Source organism: Pseudomonas sp. Marseille-Q5299 (assembly GCF_943737035.1).
In the GTDB taxonomy this organism is placed as follows: domain Bacteria; phylum Pseudomonadota; class Gammaproteobacteria; order Pseudomonadales; family Pseudomonadaceae; genus Aquipseudomonas; species Aquipseudomonas putida_E.
In genome coordinates this window covers 81,029-102,066 of record NZ_CALSFR010000014.1, presented here as the reverse complement: position 1 = coordinate 102,066, position 21,038 = coordinate 81,029, and the positions used below count along the sequence as shown (strand labels likewise).

Annotated in this window: 17 protein-coding genes and 2 pseudogenes; 12 read left to right on the top strand and 7 right to left on the bottom strand. The window is 51.8% G+C overall.

Annotation, left to right across the window (positions count from 1 at the left end; genetic code table 11):
- From NGJ21_RS26205 to NGJ21_RS25805, 6 genes and pseudogenes are all read left to right on the top strand, one after another.
- Positions 1-126: pseudogene (locus NGJ21_RS26205) on the top strand (transposase); the annotation flags it as partial.
- A 274-nt stretch (positions 127-400) separates the two neighbouring features.
- A complete protein-coding gene (locus NGJ21_RS25825; RefSeq protein ID WP_286010447.1) occupies positions 401-1,696 on the top strand; it encodes an FAD-dependent oxidoreductase in 1,296 nt (431 codons plus the stop codon).
- 27 nt (positions 1,697-1,723) lie between these two features.
- A complete protein-coding gene (locus NGJ21_RS25820; protein ID WP_251962885.1) occupies positions 1,724-2,164 on the top strand; it encodes a flavodoxin family protein in 441 nt (146 codons plus the stop codon).
- Positions 2,165-2,182: 18 nt separating this feature from the next.
- Positions 2,183-3,364 carry a cytochrome P450 gene (locus NGJ21_RS25815; protein WP_251962884.1) on the top strand — a complete coding sequence of 394 codons (1,182 nt, stop codon included), beginning with the start codon at positions 2,183-2,185 and terminating at the stop codon, positions 3,362-3,364.
- 270 nt (positions 3,365-3,634) lie between these two features.
- Positions 3,635-5,101 (top strand): APC family permease, encoded by a 1,467-nt coding sequence (locus tag NGJ21_RS25810; RefSeq protein WP_182445280.1) that lies wholly within the window; start codon positions 3,635-3,637, stop codon positions 5,099-5,101.
- A gap of 127 nt (positions 5,102-5,228) precedes the next feature.
- The gene (locus NGJ21_RS25805) at positions 5,229-5,873 is read left to right on the top strand and encodes a TetR/AcrR family transcriptional regulator (protein ID WP_119688837.1); all 645 of its coding nucleotides are present in this window, start codon (positions 5,229-5,231) and stop codon (positions 5,871-5,873) included.
- A 65-nt stretch (positions 5,874-5,938) separates the two neighbouring features.
- On the opposite strand, the gene NGJ21_RS25800 is transcribed toward NGJ21_RS25805, so the two are convergent.
- Positions 5,939-6,403, bottom strand: a complete 465-nt coding sequence (locus NGJ21_RS25800) for a 6,7-dimethyl-8-ribityllumazine synthase (RefSeq protein WP_119688838.1) — start codon at positions 6,401-6,403, stop codon at positions 5,939-5,941.
- Positions 6,404-6,578: 175 nt separating this feature from the next.
- Positions 6,579-7,100 carry a flavin reductase family protein gene (locus NGJ21_RS25795; RefSeq protein ID WP_119688839.1) on the bottom strand — a complete coding sequence of 174 codons (522 nt, stop codon included), beginning with the start codon at positions 7,098-7,100 and terminating at the stop codon, positions 6,579-6,581.
- Between the two features lie 523 nt (positions 7,101-7,623).
- Here NGJ21_RS25795 and NGJ21_RS25790 point away from each other — a divergent pair.
- The 5 genes and pseudogenes from NGJ21_RS25790 to NGJ21_RS25775 all read left to right on the top strand — a co-directional run bounded on the left by NGJ21_RS25790 (position 7,624) and on the right by NGJ21_RS25775 (position 13,307).
- Positions 7,624-8,088: a 6,7-dimethyl-8-ribityllumazine synthase gene (locus tag NGJ21_RS25790; protein WP_182445282.1), complete on the top strand. Its 465-nt coding sequence runs from the start codon at positions 7,624-7,626 to the stop codon at positions 8,086-8,088.
- A gap of 55 nt (positions 8,089-8,143) precedes the next feature.
- Positions 8,144-9,412 (top strand): annotated as a pseudogene (locus NGJ21_RS26200) (HAMP domain-containing protein); the annotation flags it as partial.
- Between the two features lie 102 nt (positions 9,413-9,514).
- Positions 9,515-10,270: a methyl-accepting chemotaxis protein gene (locus NGJ21_RS26195; protein WP_502943689.1), complete on the top strand. Its 756-nt coding sequence runs from the start codon at positions 9,515-9,517 to the stop codon at positions 10,268-10,270.
- Between the two features lie 216 nt (positions 10,271-10,486).
- Positions 10,487-11,236: a glucose 1-dehydrogenase gene (locus NGJ21_RS25780; protein ID WP_119688842.1), complete on the top strand. Its 750-nt coding sequence runs from the start codon at positions 10,487-10,489 to the stop codon at positions 11,234-11,236.
- Between the two features lie 250 nt (positions 11,237-11,486).
- Positions 11,487-13,307, top strand: a complete 1,821-nt coding sequence (locus tag NGJ21_RS25775; RefSeq protein ID WP_182445284.1) for a sigma-54-dependent Fis family transcriptional regulator — start codon at positions 11,487-11,489, stop codon at positions 13,305-13,307.
- Between the two features lie 230 nt (positions 13,308-13,537).
- Here NGJ21_RS25775 and NGJ21_RS25770 read toward each other — a convergent pair whose 3' ends face one another.
- Together NGJ21_RS25770 and NGJ21_RS25765 are read right to left on the bottom strand one after the other, a co-directional pair.
- A complete protein-coding gene (locus NGJ21_RS25770) occupies positions 13,538-14,986 on the bottom strand; it encodes an APC family permease (RefSeq protein ID WP_119688844.1) in 1,449 nt (482 codons plus the stop codon).
- Positions 14,987-15,191: 205 nt separating this feature from the next.
- Positions 15,192-15,887 carry a helix-turn-helix transcriptional regulator gene (locus NGJ21_RS25765; protein WP_119688845.1) on the bottom strand — a complete coding sequence of 232 codons (696 nt, stop codon included), beginning with the start codon at positions 15,885-15,887 and terminating at the stop codon, positions 15,192-15,194.
- A gap of 250 nt (positions 15,888-16,137) precedes the next feature.
- Between NGJ21_RS25765 and NGJ21_RS25760 the strand changes: the two genes are divergently transcribed.
- Complete coding sequence (locus tag NGJ21_RS25760; RefSeq protein ID WP_251962883.1) at positions 16,138-17,040, top strand: phytanoyl-CoA dioxygenase family protein; 903 nt, start codon at positions 16,138-16,140, stop codon at positions 17,038-17,040.
- A gap of 155 nt (positions 17,041-17,195) precedes the next feature.
- Here the strand turns inward: NGJ21_RS25760 and NGJ21_RS25755 are convergent, their stop codons facing one another.
- The 3 genes from NGJ21_RS25755 to NGJ21_RS25745 form a co-directional block, all read right to left on the bottom strand.
- On the bottom strand, positions 17,196-18,080 hold the full coding sequence (locus NGJ21_RS25755; RefSeq protein WP_251962882.1) for a fumarylacetoacetate hydrolase family protein: 885 nt from the start codon (positions 18,078-18,080) through the stop codon (positions 17,196-17,198).
- A gap of 169 nt (positions 18,081-18,249) precedes the next feature.
- Complete coding sequence (locus NGJ21_RS25750) at positions 18,250-19,371, bottom strand: LLM class flavin-dependent oxidoreductase (protein WP_119688848.1); 1,122 nt, start codon at positions 19,369-19,371, stop codon at positions 18,250-18,252.
- A gap of 124 nt (positions 19,372-19,495) precedes the next feature.
- Entirely contained in the window at positions 19,496-20,761 is a 1,266-nt protein-coding gene (locus tag NGJ21_RS25745) for an aspartate aminotransferase family protein (RefSeq protein ID WP_119688849.1), read from the bottom strand.
- Between the last annotated feature and the right edge of the window lie 277 nt (positions 20,762-21,038).

The following is a 21,038-nucleotide window of genomic DNA, read 5'->3' as shown; positions in this document are numbered from 1 at the left end:
CCGCTTGAACGGCTCAACGCTGAAATCAAACGCCGCACCGATGTCGTGGGGATTTTCCCCAACGATCCGGCCATCACACGGCTGGTAGGCGCGATGCTGCTGGAGCAGAACGACGAGTGGTGCCTGCCCTTTCCTCGCTCTGAGCGAGGCGCAATAAATCCGTCCATTCTGATTGCCTGTGATGCACCAAAAGCTCACATGGATAAAGCCCTACGCTCGGAATGAGGGCAGTAAGCGTCATCTTCCCTATGAAAATGTAACCTCCTATGCAGTGAATGCAGCTTGGCATATACCTTGCTTTACCCAAGAAAACCGAACGAATGTTCGTGCGGTTTCGGCAGGTCAGGTTCAACGACATCGGGGGCCCTATCGAGGCTCGAGGTTCAAGGGGAGAAGTTAGATGACAGCGTGTTTCCCAACCGTAGCCATCGTAGGAAGTGGGCCCTCAGGTTGCTACGTGGCCCAATTTCTTCAAAAAAAATGGGCAGGAGCACAGATCACTATTTTTGAGGCCTTACCAGTTCCTTACGGACTCATTCGCTATGGGGTGGCTGCCGATCATCAGGGATCTAAAGCGGTCATTCAGCAGTTCGAGCGCATGTTCGAGAAGGGTGGTGTCGAGTTCAGGGGAAATGTGAGCATCGGGCGGGACATTTCCTATGCGAAGCTGACCGAGTCATTCGATATCGTCGTCTTGGCAACCGGCCTGAATAATGATGCAGCCTTGGATATTCCAGTGCATCCCCAAGCGGCAGTTGTAGGTGCGGGAAGCTTGCTTAAGGCTCTAAACGGGCATCCAAGAGCCAGCCTACCTAAGGTAGTCGACGGCACCATTCGGAAGCTTGGAAGAAATGTCGCAGTTATTGGAAGTGGGAATGTTGCAATTGATGTTCTTCGGATGGTCGCAAAATCGGATGTCGATCTCGTGGGGTCAGATATCGCCGATGAAATTAGGAATGCTCTGGGTACGGAAGAAGTTAACTGCTTAACACTCATCAGCAGGTCGAGTGCTTCCGACGCTAAATGTGATGAATCAATGATGGCCGAATTGCTCAGCTTGCCTGGGGTTGCCATTCGTGCTCAGGGAATTAGTGAGGATGATCATGGCCCGATCGCACAACTACTTAAGTTGGCTTCTGAGAAGGAAGTAGGCCGAGGCGCCTCTCGTTTGTCTATAAACTTCATGTTCAATGCGATTCCTGTGGAAGTCAATGAGGAACGTGGTTTAGCAAAAGTCTCGCTTGTCGATCGACTGACCGGACTTCGAGCCGAAATGATGTTTGACACAGTGGTGACAGCCATTGGATTTAATAATGGGTGTGCACGTAAGTCTACTGTCCCATTTGAAGACCAAGCATACGACGGAGTTTATCGTGTGGGTTGGCTTAGACGAGGCCCTAAAGGTACCGTGGCAGAAAATCGCAAAGATGCTAAAGCAGTATCAGATCAGATTGTTTCTGATTATGAGGCTGGCATTGTGCAAGCTAGAAAACTTGGGTTGATTTCTATTGTTCATGAATTACCTATCGGTGTGGTAAATCATCAAGGATGGCTTCGTATAGATCGGCATGAGCGGGCCTATGCCAAGCCAACACGGTGTCGCGAGAAAGTCACCGAGATTAGAGCAATGCTAAAAATTGCCCAGAGCGGTGATGACATTAAAGTCATCGCTGTGTCAGAAAAGTTGGTTGACTGATTCGGTTGGATCCTGAGAGGTAAAGATATGTCGAATATTTTAATTGCTTTCGGTACTGAAAGTGGAAATGCCGAAATGGCAGCGGATGATATTGCGTCGTCTCTGAATTCGCGTGGTGCGATAGCAGTTGTTAAATCCATGGAGGACATTTCTGCGGATGATCTGCTCGCAGTGGGACAATTGGTAGTTGTGACCTCCACCTACGGTGAAGGAGAACTTCCTGAAACTACAGCACCTTTTTATGCAGATCTAGTAGAGGCTCAGCCTGATTTGAGCGATGTTGCGTTCTATGCTTTTGGTTTGGGTGATAGCACCTACTCCAAGTTTAATAATGCGATCGATATCGTGGCTGCAAAGCTAATCGACCTAGGAGCCAGTCAAGTAGGTGAGACGGGGCGACATGACGCGGCGACTGGAAAATCGGTCACATCCGTAGCGCAAGGCTGGGTCGACAAAGTCTTTAACTGATAGTGGTTGGGAAGAAACATGAACATTACTCATGAAGTGCTGCCTTGGGCAAACCCTGATTTTCGCCGGAACCCTTACCCTTGGTACGCACGATTGCAGCGCGAATATCCAATTTACAAAGAAAATGAGCACACTTATATTGTCTCGCGATACGAAGATTACATCGAGTATGTGAAACATCCTGCCATGAGCATGGTAGAGCCTGATTGGGTTAAACCTCATCATTGGCATGTGTTCTTGGATACTGTGCTTTTTTACGATCCGCCTAAACATACCGCCCTGCGTAGGCATACAAATAAGTGGTTTACACCCAAGCTGGTGAGGGAATGGATTAAACATACTACTGATGTGACTCGAGAGGCCCTAAATTTTATTGAGGCTGATGGATACATCGAAGCACACCACCATATTTGTGTTGTGCCGACCCATATCACGATGTGCCGAGTTTTGGGGATTGCTGAAGATGATATCGAGATCGCAACTCTCAACTCCTTGAAGATTGTAGGGATGCAGACTCCGGCTGCCACCCAAGCGGATAAAGATCGAGCGCGTGAAGGGTTTGATTGGTTGTTCTCTAAATGCAAAAGCATGATTGAAGAGAAGAGAAAGAGTCCAGGGGATGGTTTGTTGGATGCGATGTTGGCTCTCGAAGCCTCAGGAGATATGACTCCGGAAGAGGTAATTCAAACCCTAGTGTTATTCTATTTCTCGGGTGCGCCAAATCCGGCATATGTCCTAGCATCGATTCTGGAGCACTTTGCAAGAGAGCCGCATTTGTTCGCCCTCTATCGGAATGAACCAGAATCTCGGCAGGCGATGATTAACGAGTTCATTAGATTAAACCCGCCAGAGCAGTCATTCACGCGTTACCCTACCGAAGAAGTGGAAATTCGGGGAGTAAAGATTCCTGCTGGCTCTTGCATCCGATTTATGACTGCCGCAGTCAATCGTGATGAGGCGGTGTTCAAACGGCCTAACCAATTCGATCACAAGCGTCCTCAAGAGGCCAGCCAGCATGTGTCGTTCGGTATCGGCGTCCATGCGTGCGCAGGCCAGGTTATCAGTAGAGCAGAGATTGAAGCGTCTCTGAATGTCATTGCCGAAAGTTTCACCAGTATTGAATTAGCTGAAGACCCGGTCACGCTGCATGATGATCGAATTCGAAACTATCTAACACTTCCCTTGATTTTCAAGAAGTAGCAAAAATTTTACTGCGATGTTGGTTCATTTCTTGCTCGTAGAGGTCGTTCTGGGTAGCGATTCGTGGTGTTTGATTGGATGATAGATGGCGATATGAATAATCTGTCAAGCACGTTGCGTCAGGGAAGGGCTCTCATCGCAGAGTATTTACAGCAGGCATTTCTAATCTTGCTGAATGAAATCTACTCAAATCTGCGCTAATAAATAATAATCCCTAGTAATAATCTCTGCCAAATTATGTTAACCAAAATTCTCAATAGGAGAATCAGCATGGCGATTACTGCGGAGGCCAAGGTCTTGGGGCACGCTTCGTCCTCGGGGCATGCAAAGCTAACTGGTCAAATGGGGGCATTCAGTCTGGCACTTACCGTGCTCGCATTCTCAGCACCTCTTACTACGGTCTCTGGTTATATTCCAGTGGCTTTGTCCTTCGGTGGAGTTTCTAGTCCGCTGGCCTTTATACTTGTCACCGTAATGATCCTGATTTTTGGGGTTGGCTATGTGACTCTAAATGCTGCTGTCAAACGTCCGGGTGATTTTTACTCTTTTATCAGCTATGGGCTCGGGAAGGAGGCTGGCTTAGGGTCGGGCTTGATGGCGGCAGTGTCCTACTTCGTTATTTTGACTGGCGTAGCGGCCTATTTTGGAGTTTCATGTGCTGATTTCCATAAGGAAATCTCTGGGCACGCTTTACCTTGGTACTGGTACTCATTGGGCTGCTGGCTGGCGGTAGGTGTTCTTGGTTATTTAAATGTCGAACTTTCAGCAAAAGTCCTGACTTGGGTAATGGTTGCTGAAATATTAGTTTGTCTGGTTTTTGTGTTTGGTGTTTTTGACGGTGGAGGAGGATCCTCTTTGGGTGCTGGTGTTCCGTTCACCCCTGGCGAACTATCGAAGCCGAATGTAAATTTACCATTTGCAATGCTTTTCGTTGTGTCGTTCTTCATGGGCTTTGAAGCCACGGCGTTGTTTCGGGATGAGGTTAGGCTGCCAGATCGAACCATTCCAATGGCCACTTACGGAGCCATTGTATTTATAGGTCTGATTTATACTGTCTGCGCTTATGCGTTAATCATGTCCTATGGTTCGAGTGCTCAAGATGTTGCCTCTGCTAATCCAGCAACTATGTTTTCATCTGCTTTCGAGAAATTCGTAGGCGGTCGTTATCGGATTTTGGTATCAGGTCTTATTCTGGTTTCTGCATTTGCATGTATTCTTTCGATTCACAACGTGCTTTCCCGCTATCTCTACAATCTGGGAACTGATGGAGCGCTGCCAGAGCTTCTTAGGCAGGTACATCCGAGACACGCATCTCCTTACAAAGCATCCATTACCGTCTCGATTTTGGTTCTTGCTGTGCTTATGCCTTTTATTTTGCTGGGCGTTCAGCCTGAACTACTTTATGGTCAGCTTTCAGGTGTAGGTACATCAGGCGTCATATTTCTGCTGACTTTTGTCAACTTCTCCGCCTTGGCTTGGTACTTTACCAAGGGAAGGTTTGATGGGGCGAGTTGGACTAAATCGTTATTAGCTCCAGCTGTTTCTTCCGTATTCTTCATTGTCCTTGTAGTGCTGGTTGCCAAGAATTTCGAATTACTTGTGGGCGGGGAACCAGGGCAGAGAACCTGGATGCTATACAGTCTTGCTGTCGTGCAAATAGTGGGCATGGGGTTAGCCTGCTACTATCGGGTGGCTAAGCCGCATGTTTTTGAGAAGCTAGGTAGAAGTCATAGCTGATCTCAGCGCTCGGCGTTGGGTGGGTATTGCCCACCCATTTTTTTTGCAAGAAAATTTAGTGTTGAACTGCGTCTGGGTGATATGCTAGATAAATCGTATTTTGAGCTCTAGATGGGGGCGCGAGAGTATGCCTGGATCCGAAAATGCTACGGCAATGTTGGTGCGCCTTGAACAGTATTTAGATACTTTTGATTGGAGTGGTTTGACTCGTGGCAAGCAGGTGATTTTAGAGTCGTTTTTGATTGTAGCGACTCGAGAGGGGATCGCCAATGTTTCGATGCGTAGCCTAGCCGCTGCGGCCGGCGTGAAACCCCCGACTATGTATTTTCACTTCCCTGATGGGCGTGAGGAAATTGTCGCTGCCGCGATGCGTTGGCATTACAACAGTTTTGCGCACGCGCTCAAAACTGCTCTCGCAGAGTGTTGCACTCCTGATAGCTACTGGTCGACTCTAATTAGCTTTCACGTTAGTCAGCAATTGCAATGCCCTGAAAATGATATTTGGGATGCTCTCGTTGCAACAGATCGTATCGCGAAAACTTTGCCTGAGGACTTGCGAAGGGAGGTCGAGGATTGGGAAGACTTTTGCGACTACATGTATTTCTCAATCGCTCAAGATTTAGGAGCCTCATGCACAATGTTAGAGGCTAGAGCTTTGCGAAAGCTTATTGACTGCATCAATTCGTGGTGGTCTTGGGATGGCAGCGAGGAAAATTTGAATCAGGCGATTGCATACAGCTTGAGGTTGTCTCAACGTATTATCGAGATTTAGTAGTTTTACAAATTAAATTATTAATTCTAGGCCGCACGAGTGTTTTCATGCGGCCTAGAAGGCATTCAGCTGGCAGATTGCAATTTGCGCTGTGGTTTACCGAGCGCTTTAGCTCGTGTTGAAGTGATTTTCACAGCAGCGCGAGCCGCCTCGCGTCCTTTCTCAACGAAGTGATTGCTGAAGATCTCACGGTGGTGATCCGTCTCTTGGAAGTGGTGAGGAGTCAGAGATACGGAGAGCACTGGTACCTGAGTATCCAACCCGACTCTCATCAAGCCGTCCACTACAGCTCGTGCTACGAAGTCATGGCGGTAGATGCCTCCGTCGACAACCAATGCTGCAGCCGCAATTGCTGCGTATCGACCAGTCAGAGCGAGCTCCTGCGCCATGAGCGGAAGTTCAAAAGCTCCTGGAACATCCACGACATCTACGTGCTCGGCGGAGATCACCTCGCAAAAACCTTCCAATGCGCGATCAACGATATCGCTGTGCCAGCCAGCTTTGATGAATGCGTAACGATTGGCGGCCATTTTTGTCTACCTCATCAATTCTTGTTTATCTCCTCGGTTAAGGGTTGCCGAGGGCTTGTACATTCAGTTGCTGGTGGAGGCTCCTTTCATGAAGTCCCGTCAGCGTTTAGCCCTGTCCTCCTCCAGTGCTCGTTTTGATTGGCATTGGAGGAGGGGCGTTAAGGGCTTAAAGCAATCAGGCGATTTCAGCGCAGGTGCGGTAACGACGTTGATGCCAAACGAGGCACTCTGACGGATCTTCCGGAGTCATCACGATGTCGGCGATCGTGCCGATCAGGATCGTGTGGGAGAAACCGTCAATGGCGCGTTCCAGTTTGCAATCAAAGGCGATAAGGGCGCTGCTCAGCAATGGAGCGCCGGTGACGCGCTCCACCCAGTCGGAACTCGCGAAGCGGTCTACACCGCGTTGGGTGAACAGCGCGGCAAACTCAGTCTGGTTTGGCTTGAGCACGTTGACACCAAAGGCTCCTTGAGCGATCAGCTCGTCATGTGCGCTTGCGTTCTTGTTTACGCAGACGATGAGCGAAGGCGGTTCTGCAGACAGGCTGCAGAGTGCCGAAACGGTGAGCCCCATTCGCTTCTCACCTTGGCCCGTGGTGACCAAGGAAACGGCACCGGGGAGGATCGACATTGCTTGCAAGAACAGATTCTTGTCGACCACGTCACTCACTTGGGTAATTTTTTCTACAACAGACATTTTTCACCTCCGCAGACTTGGCTGGTTTGATTTGCTCCGCAGCCGTAGCGCGATCAATCCGCCTGAAATCACATTCTTCTTTGAGTTTTCTTGCTGCCCTATGGCAGTTAACCGGCTCGGTGAAGGGAGCAATGTCCCGCCGAAGCATTCGTCAATCTGAGATAGCTGCGCTTGAGAGCGGCTTGTCTCTGATCTCAGGTTCTCTCACTAGCGTGCATGAGAACTGTCCCAAGTTGAGCCAACCCATAGAAAGGCCGGTGATCAGTGGGTTTGAGCGATGTGAAGGAGAGCGGGAACGCTCCGTTAGTAGGTGCGACGCCCTCAGTAGCTCCCCCGAGTGTCTACCGCGCGGAAAAGTGACCCAAGCTGGGACAGTTCGGCGCTGTACGCGTGAGCAAGACTGCCCCCTGTCGTAGACATTTGGTTATGGAATGCGAGTGGTGAACAGGATTGCCGTAAAGCGAATCACTTGGGGCTTCCGGCTACTTGAATTCCCACATAAGAATAAATAGGAGCTGGACTGGTGAGAAATCGCGGATATGCCTTTTTAAGGGCCGGAGCTAATAAGGAGTTGACACAAGAGTCCTATGAGGGCTTTTGTGAAATGATTCCGAGAGACCATGTCGATTCCTTTGTAATCTCGGATGTATTTACGATTCCTCATGTCGCAATGATGCTTGCAAAAACAGGTAGCTATGAAGCCATTGTTACTTGTGCTCTGGTTAATGAACAGGTGGCTTGGCACCAGGAGCACCTTGTGAAAAGTATTTTTGAGGGTCTAGCGAGAGTAAGTGTAGATACCGAAGTATTAATGGTTCCGTTGATCTTTGAGTCGACGAATCGCTCTGGCAGTAATCATCGTCCCCTTGATGCTGAGGCGTTCTTTTTAAGAGGTTTGGAGGCAGCAAGTACGGCTCTTGAAATTTCGAAGTTGAAGTCTTCCGTTTTTGCACTGAAAGACGTTCTTGCAAGGCTCTGGCCTATTTGATTATGGCGCGGCTGTGATTGAATCGTTAATTTCGCTTGTTGTCACTAGGTCTGATATGTCCATTAAAACTGTTTCCATTCGCGTAAAAATTGTTGCCCTTGCCGGTCTCTGCCTATTGGGTATCGTCGGTGCTGTGGTATCCATGAATATCCACATGTCAGGGAGAAATAACTTACTGATTGCGCAGTCAAGCGAGCAGATGATGATCGCGAGTGCAAAGAGCTTGCTCCTGTCTGAGGCCAGCGAGCAGGCTGTGTCTCTGGATGGATACTTTGGGCAGAGCTTGATGTTGCTCACTTCTATCGCGGATCAGGTGACGGCCCAACGAGAGGGATGGGAACAGCACGGTGGTGACGCAGCTGCACAACGTGAGCTTCTCAACCAAACCTTGAAAAAGCTGTATGAGCGTAATGCATCCATAGGTTTACAGGGGCTCTGGATTGTTTTTGAGCCCAATGGCCTGGATGGGCAAGATGCGTCCTTCCGGAATGATCTGAAGCACGGCGGAAACGACAAGGGGCGCTTCACCTCTCAGTGGAGTCGGTACGGAGGAGCTTCGGTCAACTCAGTGATTTCTGAGGCCGACTTTGGGCGGGGAGACCTAAATGCCAGTGGTGTTCCGTACAACAATTGGTATCTGTGCCCCAAGACAACCCGATCCGTATGCCTTCAGCCTCCGTTCAAAGACACCGTGAACGGAGAAACGGCGTTGTTGACATCCATATCTATGCCGGTCGTGGTCAATGGTGCTGTCGTTGCGGTGGTGGGGGTGGATCTGTCCTTGGTCGCGTTGCAGGCTGGCGTTCAAAAAAGTGCATCTGAGCTTTTCAATGGCCGGAGCTATATCGTCATCACTTCCAATGACGGGGTCGTGGCAGCCAATAGTGCGAACCCTTCCTCCATTGGGTTAGAGCGAGCAGATAAAGCGCACGGCAGCGCCACGCGGAGTTCGCCAAGTGTTGAGGAGATCGGGAACGAGGTGCAAGCCATCTTCCCAGTCCGCCTGACCGACGCTACAGAGCCTTGGTATGTCATTTTGGGTGTGCCCCGCCAAGCGCTTCTGGAAGACTCCTTGGCGATGCAGCGTCAGTTAGACGAGGCCCAATCAAAAGGTGTTAGGGACACGCTCATTGTTGGATTTGGCGCTGCGCTCGTTGGCTTGGTGTTGATATGGCTGACTGCATCAGGCGTGATTCGCCCGATCAATGCAGTGGCGGAGATGCTCAAGGATATCGCCACCGGGGATGGTGATCTGACACGTAGGTTGGGCTATTCGAAGCATGATGAACTAGGTGAGCTAGCGGGATGGTTCAACCGATTCTTGGACAGGCTTCAACCTACTGTTGCTCATATCAAGCAGAGCATTATCGAGACACGGGAGACGGCTGATCGATCATCGACAATTGCTCGCGACACCAGTGAGGGAATGCAAATCCAGTTTCGAGAGATCGACCAGGTTGCCACTGCTTCGAATGAAATGAGTGCGACAGCTCAGGATGTCGCAAGCAACGCTTCAAGTGCCGCTACGGCTGCCCAAGGTGCTGAAGAGGCTGCACAGGACGGTATGACGATCATTCAGCAGAGTACTGAAGAGATCGCCAATCTGTGCGAGGAAGTCAGTCGAGCCGTAATCCAGGTTGAGGAGCTTGCCGTCAGCAGCGAGCAGATCGGATCGGTTCTCGATGTTATACGGGGTATCGCAGAGCAAACCAATCTTCTGGCATTGAATGCTGCCATCGAAGCTGCCAGAGCAGGAGAAAGTGGCCGAGGATTTGCTGTTGTTGCAGACGAAGTCAGGGCTCTGGCGCGCAGGACTCAAGATTCCGTCGAGGAGATCCGCCACGTTGTAGAGCAGATCCAAACCCACACGCGTAGCGTCGTTACGTTGATGCACAACAGTCAGGGTAAGGCGCAGGACAATGCGCGTAGCATTCAGGATGCACTCAAGGCGTTGGATCGTATTGGGCAGGCGGTTTCGGTCATCACGAGCATGAATTTGCAGATCGCAAGCGCTGCGGAGGAGCAGGGCGCCGTGGCGGAGGAGGTGAACCGCAACGTAGCCAATATCAGGACGGTGACCGAATCGCTGACCAACCAAGCTACTCAATCGGCTCAAATGACAGGACAGTTGAACGCACTCACTGTGGAGCAGATGCGGCTCATGGATCACTTTAGGGTCTGACATCGAAGGCGATTCGTAACCTTCTGAAATTGATGAATAAAGTGATATTTTTGCCGTTTTGGGCTGGGCTGAGCGGTATTGTTTTGGTGCGTGTCGGTGGGATTTCGCACCAGGTCAGTGCTGTGCCTAAATGGCACAGTAAAGCGAGCTGCACAACGCTAATGTGGCCCCGTAGGTTCAAACGGCACCAGCCAATAAAAATGAAGAGGTTAAGCAATGAATCGAGTATTGGGTAAAGTCACCATCATCACTGGTGCAGCACGTGGTCAGGGTGAAGCCCATACCCGTCTGTTCGCAGCGGAAGGTGCAAAAGTCCTCATGACTGACGTTCTTGATGCCGCTGGTACGGCGGTAGCTCAACAACTGCGTGATGCCGGCCATGATGTCCACTACGTACATATGGATGTCACCTCTGAAGCCGATTGGGTCACTGCAGTTGCGGAAGCTGAGCGTCGCTGGGGACGAGTCGATATTCTGGTCAACAACGCAGGCATTGTCGGCACCATGAAGCCCGCTGACCAAGAGGATTTGAGTGCCTGGAACAAGCTGATTTCCATCAATCAGCAAGGTGTCTTCCTTGGCATTAAACACACCGTCCCCGCGATGCGCCGTGCAGGCGGAGGCTCGATTGTGAACATCAGCTCTATCAATGCTGCCGTCGCGGGCCCGGGCGCGTTCTCCTACCAGGCTTCCAAGGGGGCGGTGCGCATGATGACGAAGGCCGCAGCCATGGAGTATGTCGTGGACAACATCCGTGTGAACGCCGTCTGCCCTGGCCAAGTACTCACGCCTATGGCCGAAGAAGAAGGCGAAGAGTCGGTCAAAGCGTTTGTGGCCGCTACGCCTATGAAACGTGCTGCTCGTTCTGAAGAAGTCAGCTACGGCGTACTGTTCCTGGCCTGTGACGAGTCCAGCTATGTCACCGGCACCGAGCTCTACATCGATGGTGGTTACACCGCTCAGTAATTTGCAAACAGCTTATTGCGCGAGCCTTTCAGGGCTCGCGTCGGCTAAAGGTTAACGCTCCAAACCTTGATGAGCCTCCTAGCGTGGAGGCGCGTCGGACGGACTGCACGCTCTGCTGATTGACGTAAAGTCGCAGACCGGATATTCCGTCACTGTCGCTCTGCTGCGTAGCTTTGCTCGCTGTCAGCGCCAGATCATGCGTGCGATGTGCCCGCTATGCCTTACTACCCTGTCCGGGAGGAGGATCGACATGAACCAAACGAATACAACTAGACAGCATGAAATTGCTGCAGGTTCACTAAGCAAATCTGCCATCATCTCACTCCGAGAACACTTTCTCGATGACCCTCGCAATACCGATCTGTCCGCATTGAGACCCGTGATTGCCCGCTCATGGCAACGCAGTGTTCTCTGCCAGGTGAGTCCGGCACAAAAAGCGATGGAGCTCATTGCCAAGCCTCAGATCGACGAGCAAATTTTACGTTCCGCTAGCCCCATCCTTACTGAGCTTGAGCGTCTGTGCATAGACTCTCAGGGCATCGTTACACTTTCCGACTCAATAGGAACAATCGCAGATTTCCGTGGCGATCCCCAGATGGTTCGGCGTGCAGAAAAATGCTTCCCCATCTTGGGGGGCTGTATGTCGGAAGACCAGGTCGGCACCAATTCTGAAGGCACTGCGATCGAGGAAGGTGGTGCTGTACAGGTCTGGGGGGCTGAGCATTTTAACGATGCACTGCAGGACATGTATTGCACCTCGGTGCCAATCCGAGACCCGTTGCGACGTTCAATCAGAGGTGTGCTGAGCCTTGCTTTCCCAGAGCGCCTAGTCGTCGGCATGGATCCTCGCTCGATCATGCTGATTCTACAAGGCGCTGCTTCTGAAATTACCAGTGCGCTAGCTGCTCGACTGGCAGCCAAAGAACAGTCCCTCCTTGCTGAGTACCTTCGCGAAGTACGCAAACGGGGATCTGAAGCTGTTGTGGCGATGGATGGTCGTACAACGATTGCCAGTCGAGGCGCCATGCAGTTGCTTGATCAGAGCGACTATGCCGTTCTGGCAGGGTACGCGCAGGAAGTTCAGGCCACAGACCGTCCTATGGAGCGCGAAATCTGTTGTGGCCCGGACAGAACGCTTCATCTTCAAGTGCGTCCTGTATCCGCCGGCGACAGTGAAGCGGGCTCGGTCATTCGGCTGCGCAAAGTTGAATCTCGTACGCGCGTAGTAGTGCCAAGGGCGTCCGCTAGCAAGGAACACTTCGAGCATATCGTTGGTAAGAGCTCCACTTTCAAGCGTTCTGTTGAAGGCGCTGCAACCGCTGCTAGCCGCGAAATCCCTGCCTACATCGTTGGAGAGGCCGGAACCGGCAAGCGATTGCTGGCGGAGGCAGTGGCAGGCCAATTGTCCAGTGATATCTCGACCTACGAGTGCAGTGCGGTAAGTCTGGATAACCCGTTGGATCTCCAGAAGGTCGACGATGAGCTGAGTCAGGGCTCAGCACTGATACTGCATGATGTGGAGAACTTGCCAGCGATTTTCCGTGATCAATTGGCTGATCTGATCTCTTCCAAGGCTCAGCCTCGCATTGTGATGACGGCTAAGAAGGTGACAGATGAATTGCTGCCGCTAATATCAAGCATGCAGGGCATTGAAATCCAAATGCCGCCGTTGAGGACTCGCCGTGAGGATATTCCCCTTCTCGTGGAGCATTTCCTGAACCAGCTGCCGCAAAAACGTCGTGCCGGCGCAAGACTGATGGAGCTCTTGGTTGGGGCAGAATGGCCAGGAAATGTCCGTCAGCTGAAAGAAGTAGTGGAGTCTGCGGCTCTTAAGGCTACTGGAGGAGAGGTCAAAGTTGAAGATTTGACTGAACTGCACCGCCGCGCCTTGGCGAGAAGTCGACTGAGTCGCCTGCAGAAAGCTGAGCTGGATCAGATCCGTGAAGCCTTGGTCGAGGCTGGGGGCAACCGCCTACGGGCAGCTGAGATCCTTCGGATTGGTCGGTCGACTCTCTATAGGAAGATTGACTCTTATACCAGCCGAGGCTTCGATATCGGCGTAAAATGCTGAATGTAGACTCATGTACCTATAAGGCTGCCCAGTAGGGTGGCCTTTTTTATTGGGTTGCTTTCGGAGGATTAGACACAAGATCAATCGCCCGGTCTATTCCCAAGGGGGTATGGGCGAGATGGGGTTGCGTAATTGGGTGGAGTAGGCACGCTGAATAGTAACGCCTCAAGCGCTTGTCATGGGCAGTCGAGGCGTTCGTTCTCAATTAACGAGTAAGATGAATTTGTCTGTTAGTCAGATGTCATCATCAGGGCTGGCTGTGGCTTCAGCGATGCTGAAAGGTAACCATAGGCAAACATGACGACGATAATCATCTGTAGCCATACTCCAGAGCCGGGTTCGCCACCCGTGAGGTAGTGGAAATTTATTGTGGTAAGCACTGTGAAGCTCAAAATCCCAGCCACGGCGACAAGAGGGCAAGCCGTGATCTTGAAACCAAACTGTTTTCGTCGAAGAAAGAAATACAATACTGCAATGGCGGTCAGTGACATTAAGATAAGCATTGCATAGGTGCCCACGCCGCCAACTCTGGCATAGAGTACATGAGGATCTGAATTGATGAAGGCTAAAGTGGCCACGGCCCACCCAAGGGTGCACGTAAAGCTGGCAATGTACGGTGATTTATGTTTTGGATGGATTTTAGAGAATGTCGGTGGAATCGCACCGTTGCGACTGAGCGAATGTATGTACCGTGCGAGAGCATTGTGCGCTGAAAGCAGGCAAGCGATGGCGGAAATAATCAGGATGCCTCGCGTGATGACTACGCTGGTTTTGCCCAAATAGTTAGCCATGGCGTTCATGAATAGGCTGGCAGCGTCCTTGTCAGCAGCAGCCATGACATCGTCGATACCGTAAGCTGTGATTGTCATCCAGGCGCTGAAGGCGTAGAAAATTCCAATGAAGAGCACGGCGCAGTAAGTAATGATAGGTATCGATCTTTCGGGGTTCTTTACTTCGTCTCGATAGACAGCCGTGGATTCGAAACCGATGAATATTATGATGCTGTACAGGAACGCTACGGTGAAGTTGCCGTCAAGAAAATGCGTGGGCGAAAGCGGTGCGAAGGATAGGTGCTGGCTGTCAGTCGATATAGGTACTATAAAATTAAATAGGAGCACGACGCCTATCTCCGTAAACATGACGAGGGTCAGTACTTTAGCGGAGAGGTCGATGCGCAGGTAGGCTAGCGTGCCGGTTATGCCAAAAGCAATAAAGCTCCCTACGTACCAAGGTACATTAGTGAGCTTGAAAACATCAGATAGGAAGTTAGAAATAACAGGGCCGACTAATGCGATAGTACAAAAACCAAGCGTGAAATAAGCGAAGACAGCAACGAATGCTGTTCCTTGTCCAATCCTAACGCCGCACGCTTCAACGACATAGGCATAAAATGCCCCGGGTTTCGTTACGTGTTTTGACATGGCAACGAAGCCGATGCTGAAGGCTAGCATCAAAACGGTGGCTGCCAAGATCAACAGTGGCGCTCCAATCCCCCCGCCTTGAATCACGAAGGGTATTAAGCTGCTTACTGAGGTGACGGGGGCTGCAAATGCAAGTACTGAGAAAAGAAGCTCCCATCCGCTCATTTTTCCTTTCAGGGCCTGTGTGCCTGGAGCGAATTCAGAGCAATCACTGCTGGAGGCGCGCGAAGGCTTTGCTGCCTCGTCTAAGTTTTTCATTGCATCACCATAGGTAATAGACGTTGGGCGGCAGTTTCTGCATGTGAAGTGGGTCGCTTACTTATAATGTTTTTTTAGCGCCTCATCATGCCGTTTCACGACTATCTCTGATCTGTCACCGGTTGGCATCAACCAAAGGTATTAGAGGGGTCTGGGGTAAAGGCTCCTGCTAGGGCTCATCAAGGGGCGTTTGGGCGCGTAGCATCTAGCGGATGCCGGCCAAAAGGGATATCACTTTTGCCCTGCTTTCTACTTGAAGTTTTTCGAAAATGTGTAGCACATGGGTTTTGGTCGTTGGTAGCTCCATACCCAGTAGCGCCGCAATGGACTTGTTTGACTCGCCTGCGAGTAAGAGTTCAGCGACTGCACGCTCTTTTGGGGTAAGTTTGTAACGGCTTTCCAATTCGGTGTTGAGCTCAATTAGCCTAACCGCTGGCAGTATTGAGAAAGTATACTGCAGGTATCTGTGCGCTTCCTGTAGGTCACCATTTCGTAGACTTTCAGTTTTTTCGTCTTGCATAAGTAATGCAGCTGACGCAACCGGAGTTCCGCCCGCACAAAACAACAAGTCGAGTTCCTCCTGGATTTTGTATTTTCGAAGAAAGGGGTAGTATCTCTCTAGTAAGTTCTCATCATGTCTCTCTCTCGCATTAGACAGCGTCTCGTAATAAGTCTCGCTCTGAATAAGGCGGTCGGCGCGGAGCGGGTCGGCTTCGTAGTAGGTATCATAATACTCGGTAATCATGCGCTCATCTGCACCCAGTTGGAAATGCGGTGGCTGGCTTGAGTCGCCTTGATACCAGGTGAACACCACTGCCGAACAACCGGTCGTGTTTTTCAGGAAGGCGGTAGTGTTCCTCGCATAGTCATGACATTTGCTGCTTAACTCTGTGGTATACATAATAACGCCTCGTGTTTCGGTGAACAAAAATATAGCGTGGTTTTTACTCTCGCCATTTTATGGTGCAGATCAAGCTGCTGAGTGAGCAGTCAAGCACTCTCCAAGCCCTTAGCACAATGCATGCCACTGTTTTCGAAGCGATTGTTAAGTGCTCATCCTTAAGGTTGATGTGCCTGGTTTCATAATTCGATAGCGTGCCTGAGAGCTTTCAATGTGAAAGTCAGTGTCTTTGGTTTTTTTTGGAGGGTATATGTCCTTGATCCATCTCCCAAGCAACTGTTCCATCGAAGAGGTCATTGCATGCCTTGACTCAGATGGATACTGCATCATTGATAATGCAGTTAGTGATGAGGTTATTGATGCTGTAAATGACCAAATTCAGCCCTATCTGGAGCGCACCCCGGAAGGCGAGAACAATGCGGTTGGCACGCTCACTCGCCGTTGCGGCGCTGTGCCTGCCCGCGCCTGGGCGTCTCACGCCATGGTGATGCATCCAACCGTGCTCGGGGCGACAAGGCAATTCCTAGGTAGGAACGCTTCAGCAGTGCAGTTGAATCTGACGCAGGTGATTTGCATTGACCCTGGGCAAAAAGCCCAATTCCTTCATAGAGACGAAGGCGCTTGGGATTGGTACGATCACTTTCCGGTGAATTTCCATATTGAAGTTAGCACCATCTGGGCTTTGGATGATTTCACGGAAGAAAACGGCGCCACCCGTGTTATTCCTGGTAGTCACAAACACAATTTGCTTCCTCTTGGTTTCACCCAGGCCGACACCCTTGCAGCAGAAATGAAAAAAGGATCTGTTTTGGTGTATACGGGCAAAACGATTCATGGTGGCGGTGAGAACAAGTCGCGAGCCAGCCGTCGTGCACTCAATATCGATTATTGTGTGGGCTGGGTGCGGCAGGAGGAAAACCAATATCTCTCCATTCCACTGGAGGTGGCAAAGACATTCCCTGCAGACTTACAGCGTTTGATTGGATATGAAATGGGTGGGGCCAGTGTAGGGTACGTACGTGAGTACGAGGATCCACGGGTGGCACTCTATCCTGAGGAGCCCTTTGATCAGACGTTCTTTATGGAGTTGTTAGAGAAAAGTTCGCACTTTTCTAACATCGCGCGCAGTGTGTATAGCTACCTCAAAAAATGAGCGGCGTGGCTGTACGGGTGAACAATGGCCAGCGCGAGTTGAAAAAGTTTGGGGGCATATGCCTCCAAATTTTTGCTATCTACACCTGTCAACTTTTCCGCTTTCAAAGCAAAAAGCCCAAGCTTAAGCTTGGGCTCTCATCGAGCGTAAGTGAGTTAGCGAACGACGTTGCGCAGTTTGCCAACTTCACTGATCTCGATCTCGACCACATCACCAGGTTGCAGCCAAACCGGAGGCGTGCGCTTGCTGCCGATGCCTTCTGGAGTGCCGGTGGCGATGATGTCGCCAGGGGATAGCTCAAGGAATGTCGAGACGAAGGCTACGACATCAGCGATGGTGAAGATCTGATAGCTGGTGTTCGACGACTGCATCACGTTGCCATTGACGCGAGTCTGAATGTCCAGATTCTGCGGGTTGCTGATTTCGTTCAGAGTCACCAAGGCTGGGCCGCATGGGGTTGAGCCATCGATGGCTTTACCTGGCGTCCACTGAGTACCTCGCAGTTGCAGGTCACGAGCGGAGGTGTCGTTGAAAACGGTCAGGCCAGCGACGTAGTTCAGGGCATCCTCAGCCGACACGTTGCGGCATGATTTGCCAATGACGATAGCCAGTTCGCCTTCGAAGTCCAGGTTAGGGGTCAGCTTCGAGCAGGCAATGTCGTCTGCAGGGCCAATGAGCGAGGTGTTGAACTTGCAGAAGATGTCGGGTGCGGTCGGCAGTTTACGACCAGTTTCTGCAACGTGATCACGGTAGTTGAGGCCGACGCACAGTACTTTGTGGGAATCATGCAGCGGTGGGCCCAGGCGCACCTGCGCAAGGGTGCCAACCGAGGTATCAGGACGAGCTTTCGCAGCGCTGATCAGCGAGTCTTCAAGGTTCGCAAGTTTGCCCTGCCAGCTTTCCAGAAGCTTGCGGTTGGTCAGATCGGTGACGTCTTTCTCGCCAATGGCAGAAAGCAGTTTGGCGGTATCAAATACCTGATCGTTGATGAGGAGACCAGGCTGGAGCTTGCCTTGATTTTCGTAGCTGACGAGTTTCATTGTTCTGCCTATCGAATAGATTGCGGTGGTGGCCTAAATCACACGTCCACGTTCTCGAGAGTGCTGGTCTGGATCGGTATCGGTTTCAACGCAGCGCCCGCGAGATGGTTTAGCCACGGATAAAGCCTTTCCGGATGATCGATCCCAATCATCCGGTTAGCCTTAGTGCTTAGTCTTTAACGTCGGCAGGGCGCTTGAGCTCAGCCAAGGTCTCGGTCTTGTGCTTAAGACCTTTGATGCGTGGGATGACTTCAGTACCCAGCAGTTCGAAGTGACGGCGGTACTGTTCACGTTGATCCAGGTAGTCAAACGCGAAGTGGATCAGAGTGCCGAAGCCGCCCGATGCGTCGAGATCGCGTTGCAGCTTCTTGATCACGGTGTCAGGGGAGCCGACCAGCCACTTCTCACGAGCAAGGTACTCGATGTCGATATCAGCAGCGGTGACTTTGCCCAGCTCAGGCACCATCACTGGCAGGAAGCCGCCTCGCTCGTAGCCTGGCAGCAGCCACTCGCGGTAGGTTTGGCCCATGGCGCCATTGACGGCCAGATCGATTGCTTCTTCATCGGTGTCGGCAACCAGAATGTTGTGCGCTACGCGCCATTGGTTGCGGTCGGCCTGATGGCCTGCGGCTTCGGCGCCCTGCATGTAGCGGTACCAGTGACCGGCCAGGTATTCACGACCCACGTTGAAGCTCATTGGCAGGTAGCCGTTGCGACCGGCCTCAGTGAGGGTGCGGGATGCTGGGCTGAGACCCGCCATGGCCAGGGGTGGGCCAGGCTGTTGGAACGGTTCGAAGAACGGGCCCTGTTGTACTGGGTCGTACTCAGGGATTTCAAACTGCCAGTACTTGCCTTCGTACTTGAAGGGGCCCTTGGTTTCCCAAATCTTACGCATGATGTCCACGGCTTCAGCCATCTTTTCAGGTGGATTGGAGTTCCCGTGAATTTTATGGTCGGACGGATAGGCGCCGGCACCCAGGCCAACGATCAGGCGGCCTTGGCACATGTGATCGAGCTGCATCAGGCGGTGAGCCAGAGCGACCGGGTTGTGGTGCGCCGGGACGTTAGCGCCGGTGCACAGCTTGATCTGCTTGGTTTGGGCGAGTGCGGCGGCCAGATAGAGCTCAGGGCTGCACACAGGCTCCCAACGCATGGTGCTGTGTTCTGCGACCCAAACTTCCGAAAGACCAAATTCATCAGCCCAGCGGATAACTTGCATATCCCAGTCATAGCCATCTTTCAGGCTGGTTTGTGGCAGACGGAATGGCACCAAAAACATACCGATATCCATTAGAACCTCCAACAAAGTTGTATTTGTGATTTAAAAGCGGCGGGTTGCAATGCAACTTGGCGATGCAGTGAAATTGCACCCCGCCGTATTCAGCCCAGTGAAAGGCCGGGGTGTACGAATGTTATTAATCGACGCTGGCGACGGCGATAATTGCGTCGGTCAGTCGTTCGGCCATATCAGCTACAACCTGCGTCGTCATTGGCGACGAAAGGGCTACCAAGTTGGCCGGGGAGAGCAATACGCCTCGCTCATATGCGGCCCACCAAAGTTTGTGTTGCATCTCGGTGGTGTATGCGCCGGCGGCTTTTGGGAATGGACGCAGAAGCGAACCTTTTCCTCGTACTTCCCAGCCGACGGATGCAACGCGCTCAGCAATCGATAAGCGAGCGTTGTTGCCCAAGTTGTTCATTGTGCTGATGACTTCAGGAGTGAGTAGGCGCAGAGATTCCGCACCTGCTGCCATGCTGACCGGGTTACCCGAGAAGGTGCCTGCCTGAGGCAACGGGTTCGGCCCCAGGGGGTCAAGGTGGCGCATCAGTTCTTCGCGGCCAGCGAACGCACCAACCGGGAAGCCACCACCAATCAATTTACCGGTGGTTAGCAGGTCTGGAACCACGCCATACTCGGCGCATGCACCGTTGTAACCCAAGCGGAAGCTGATGACTTCGTCGATGATCAGAGCGATGCCATAACGCGTCGCAAGGTCGCGAGCACCGCGAACGAACTGCTGCTCAGCGGGGATCAGGCCTGCGCGGTTCGGCAGGACATCAATGATGATGGCTGCGTAGTAGCTAGGTTTCGAGGATACAGCTTCCTCAAGGGCCACCAGATCGTTCAAATCGATGAGGGTTACATCTTTGGTAACGCCTTCAGGAATACCGCGACGGTATTGTGGGCCACCGGTGCTGAGCGCCAGGTCGGAAGACCCGTGGTAGCCATTCTTCATCATGATCACGCCGTCACGCCCAGTGGCGCCACGAGCAACACGCACAGCGGTCATGACTGCTTCGGTACCAGAGTTGCTGTAGCGTACTTGATCAAGGCCAGGCAGGCGGGCGAGCAGCAGCTCCGCGTGATCCCATTCGTGGGTGTTCGGAATGCCCCAGCAACTACCGGATTTGATCGCACGGGTGGCCGCTTCAACCAGCTGCGGGTGTGCATTACCGTGGATCAAGGTGGTGAAGTTATTGTTGGCGTCGATCAACTCACGACCCCGGTCATCCCATACCTTGTAGCCTTCGCCGCGCACGGCGTAAGGCGTGGGAGCGCCAGTGTAGTAGGTGGATCGGCCAAAGCCACCAGGAAGGAGAGGAAGGCCCTTCGCACCCCGACGGATGTTTGGATCCTCATTCACTTTGCGAGCTTGGTCGCTTTTGTTTTCGATCGCCATGTTGCGCCTGTCTCCGGGAAGAATGACCTGTTGGGTCGACATCGTGGGCTTAGCCTATCCCTGGGATTGGAGGGCAAACTGTGCCGACTTGGGACAAGAGAGGAGAGGGCGTGGCATCACTTTCTAGTTAGATGCTGGGAGCGAGGAAGGGCGCTTCTTTTTCTGCGTGCTAGAGAGGGTTGAGCTGAAATGCCTAAGCAATAACAAGGACTTGAGGGCGTGTATCAGGTTGGCACAGTTGCAATAAGTGTCCGAGGTTAGCCTAGTCCACGAAGCG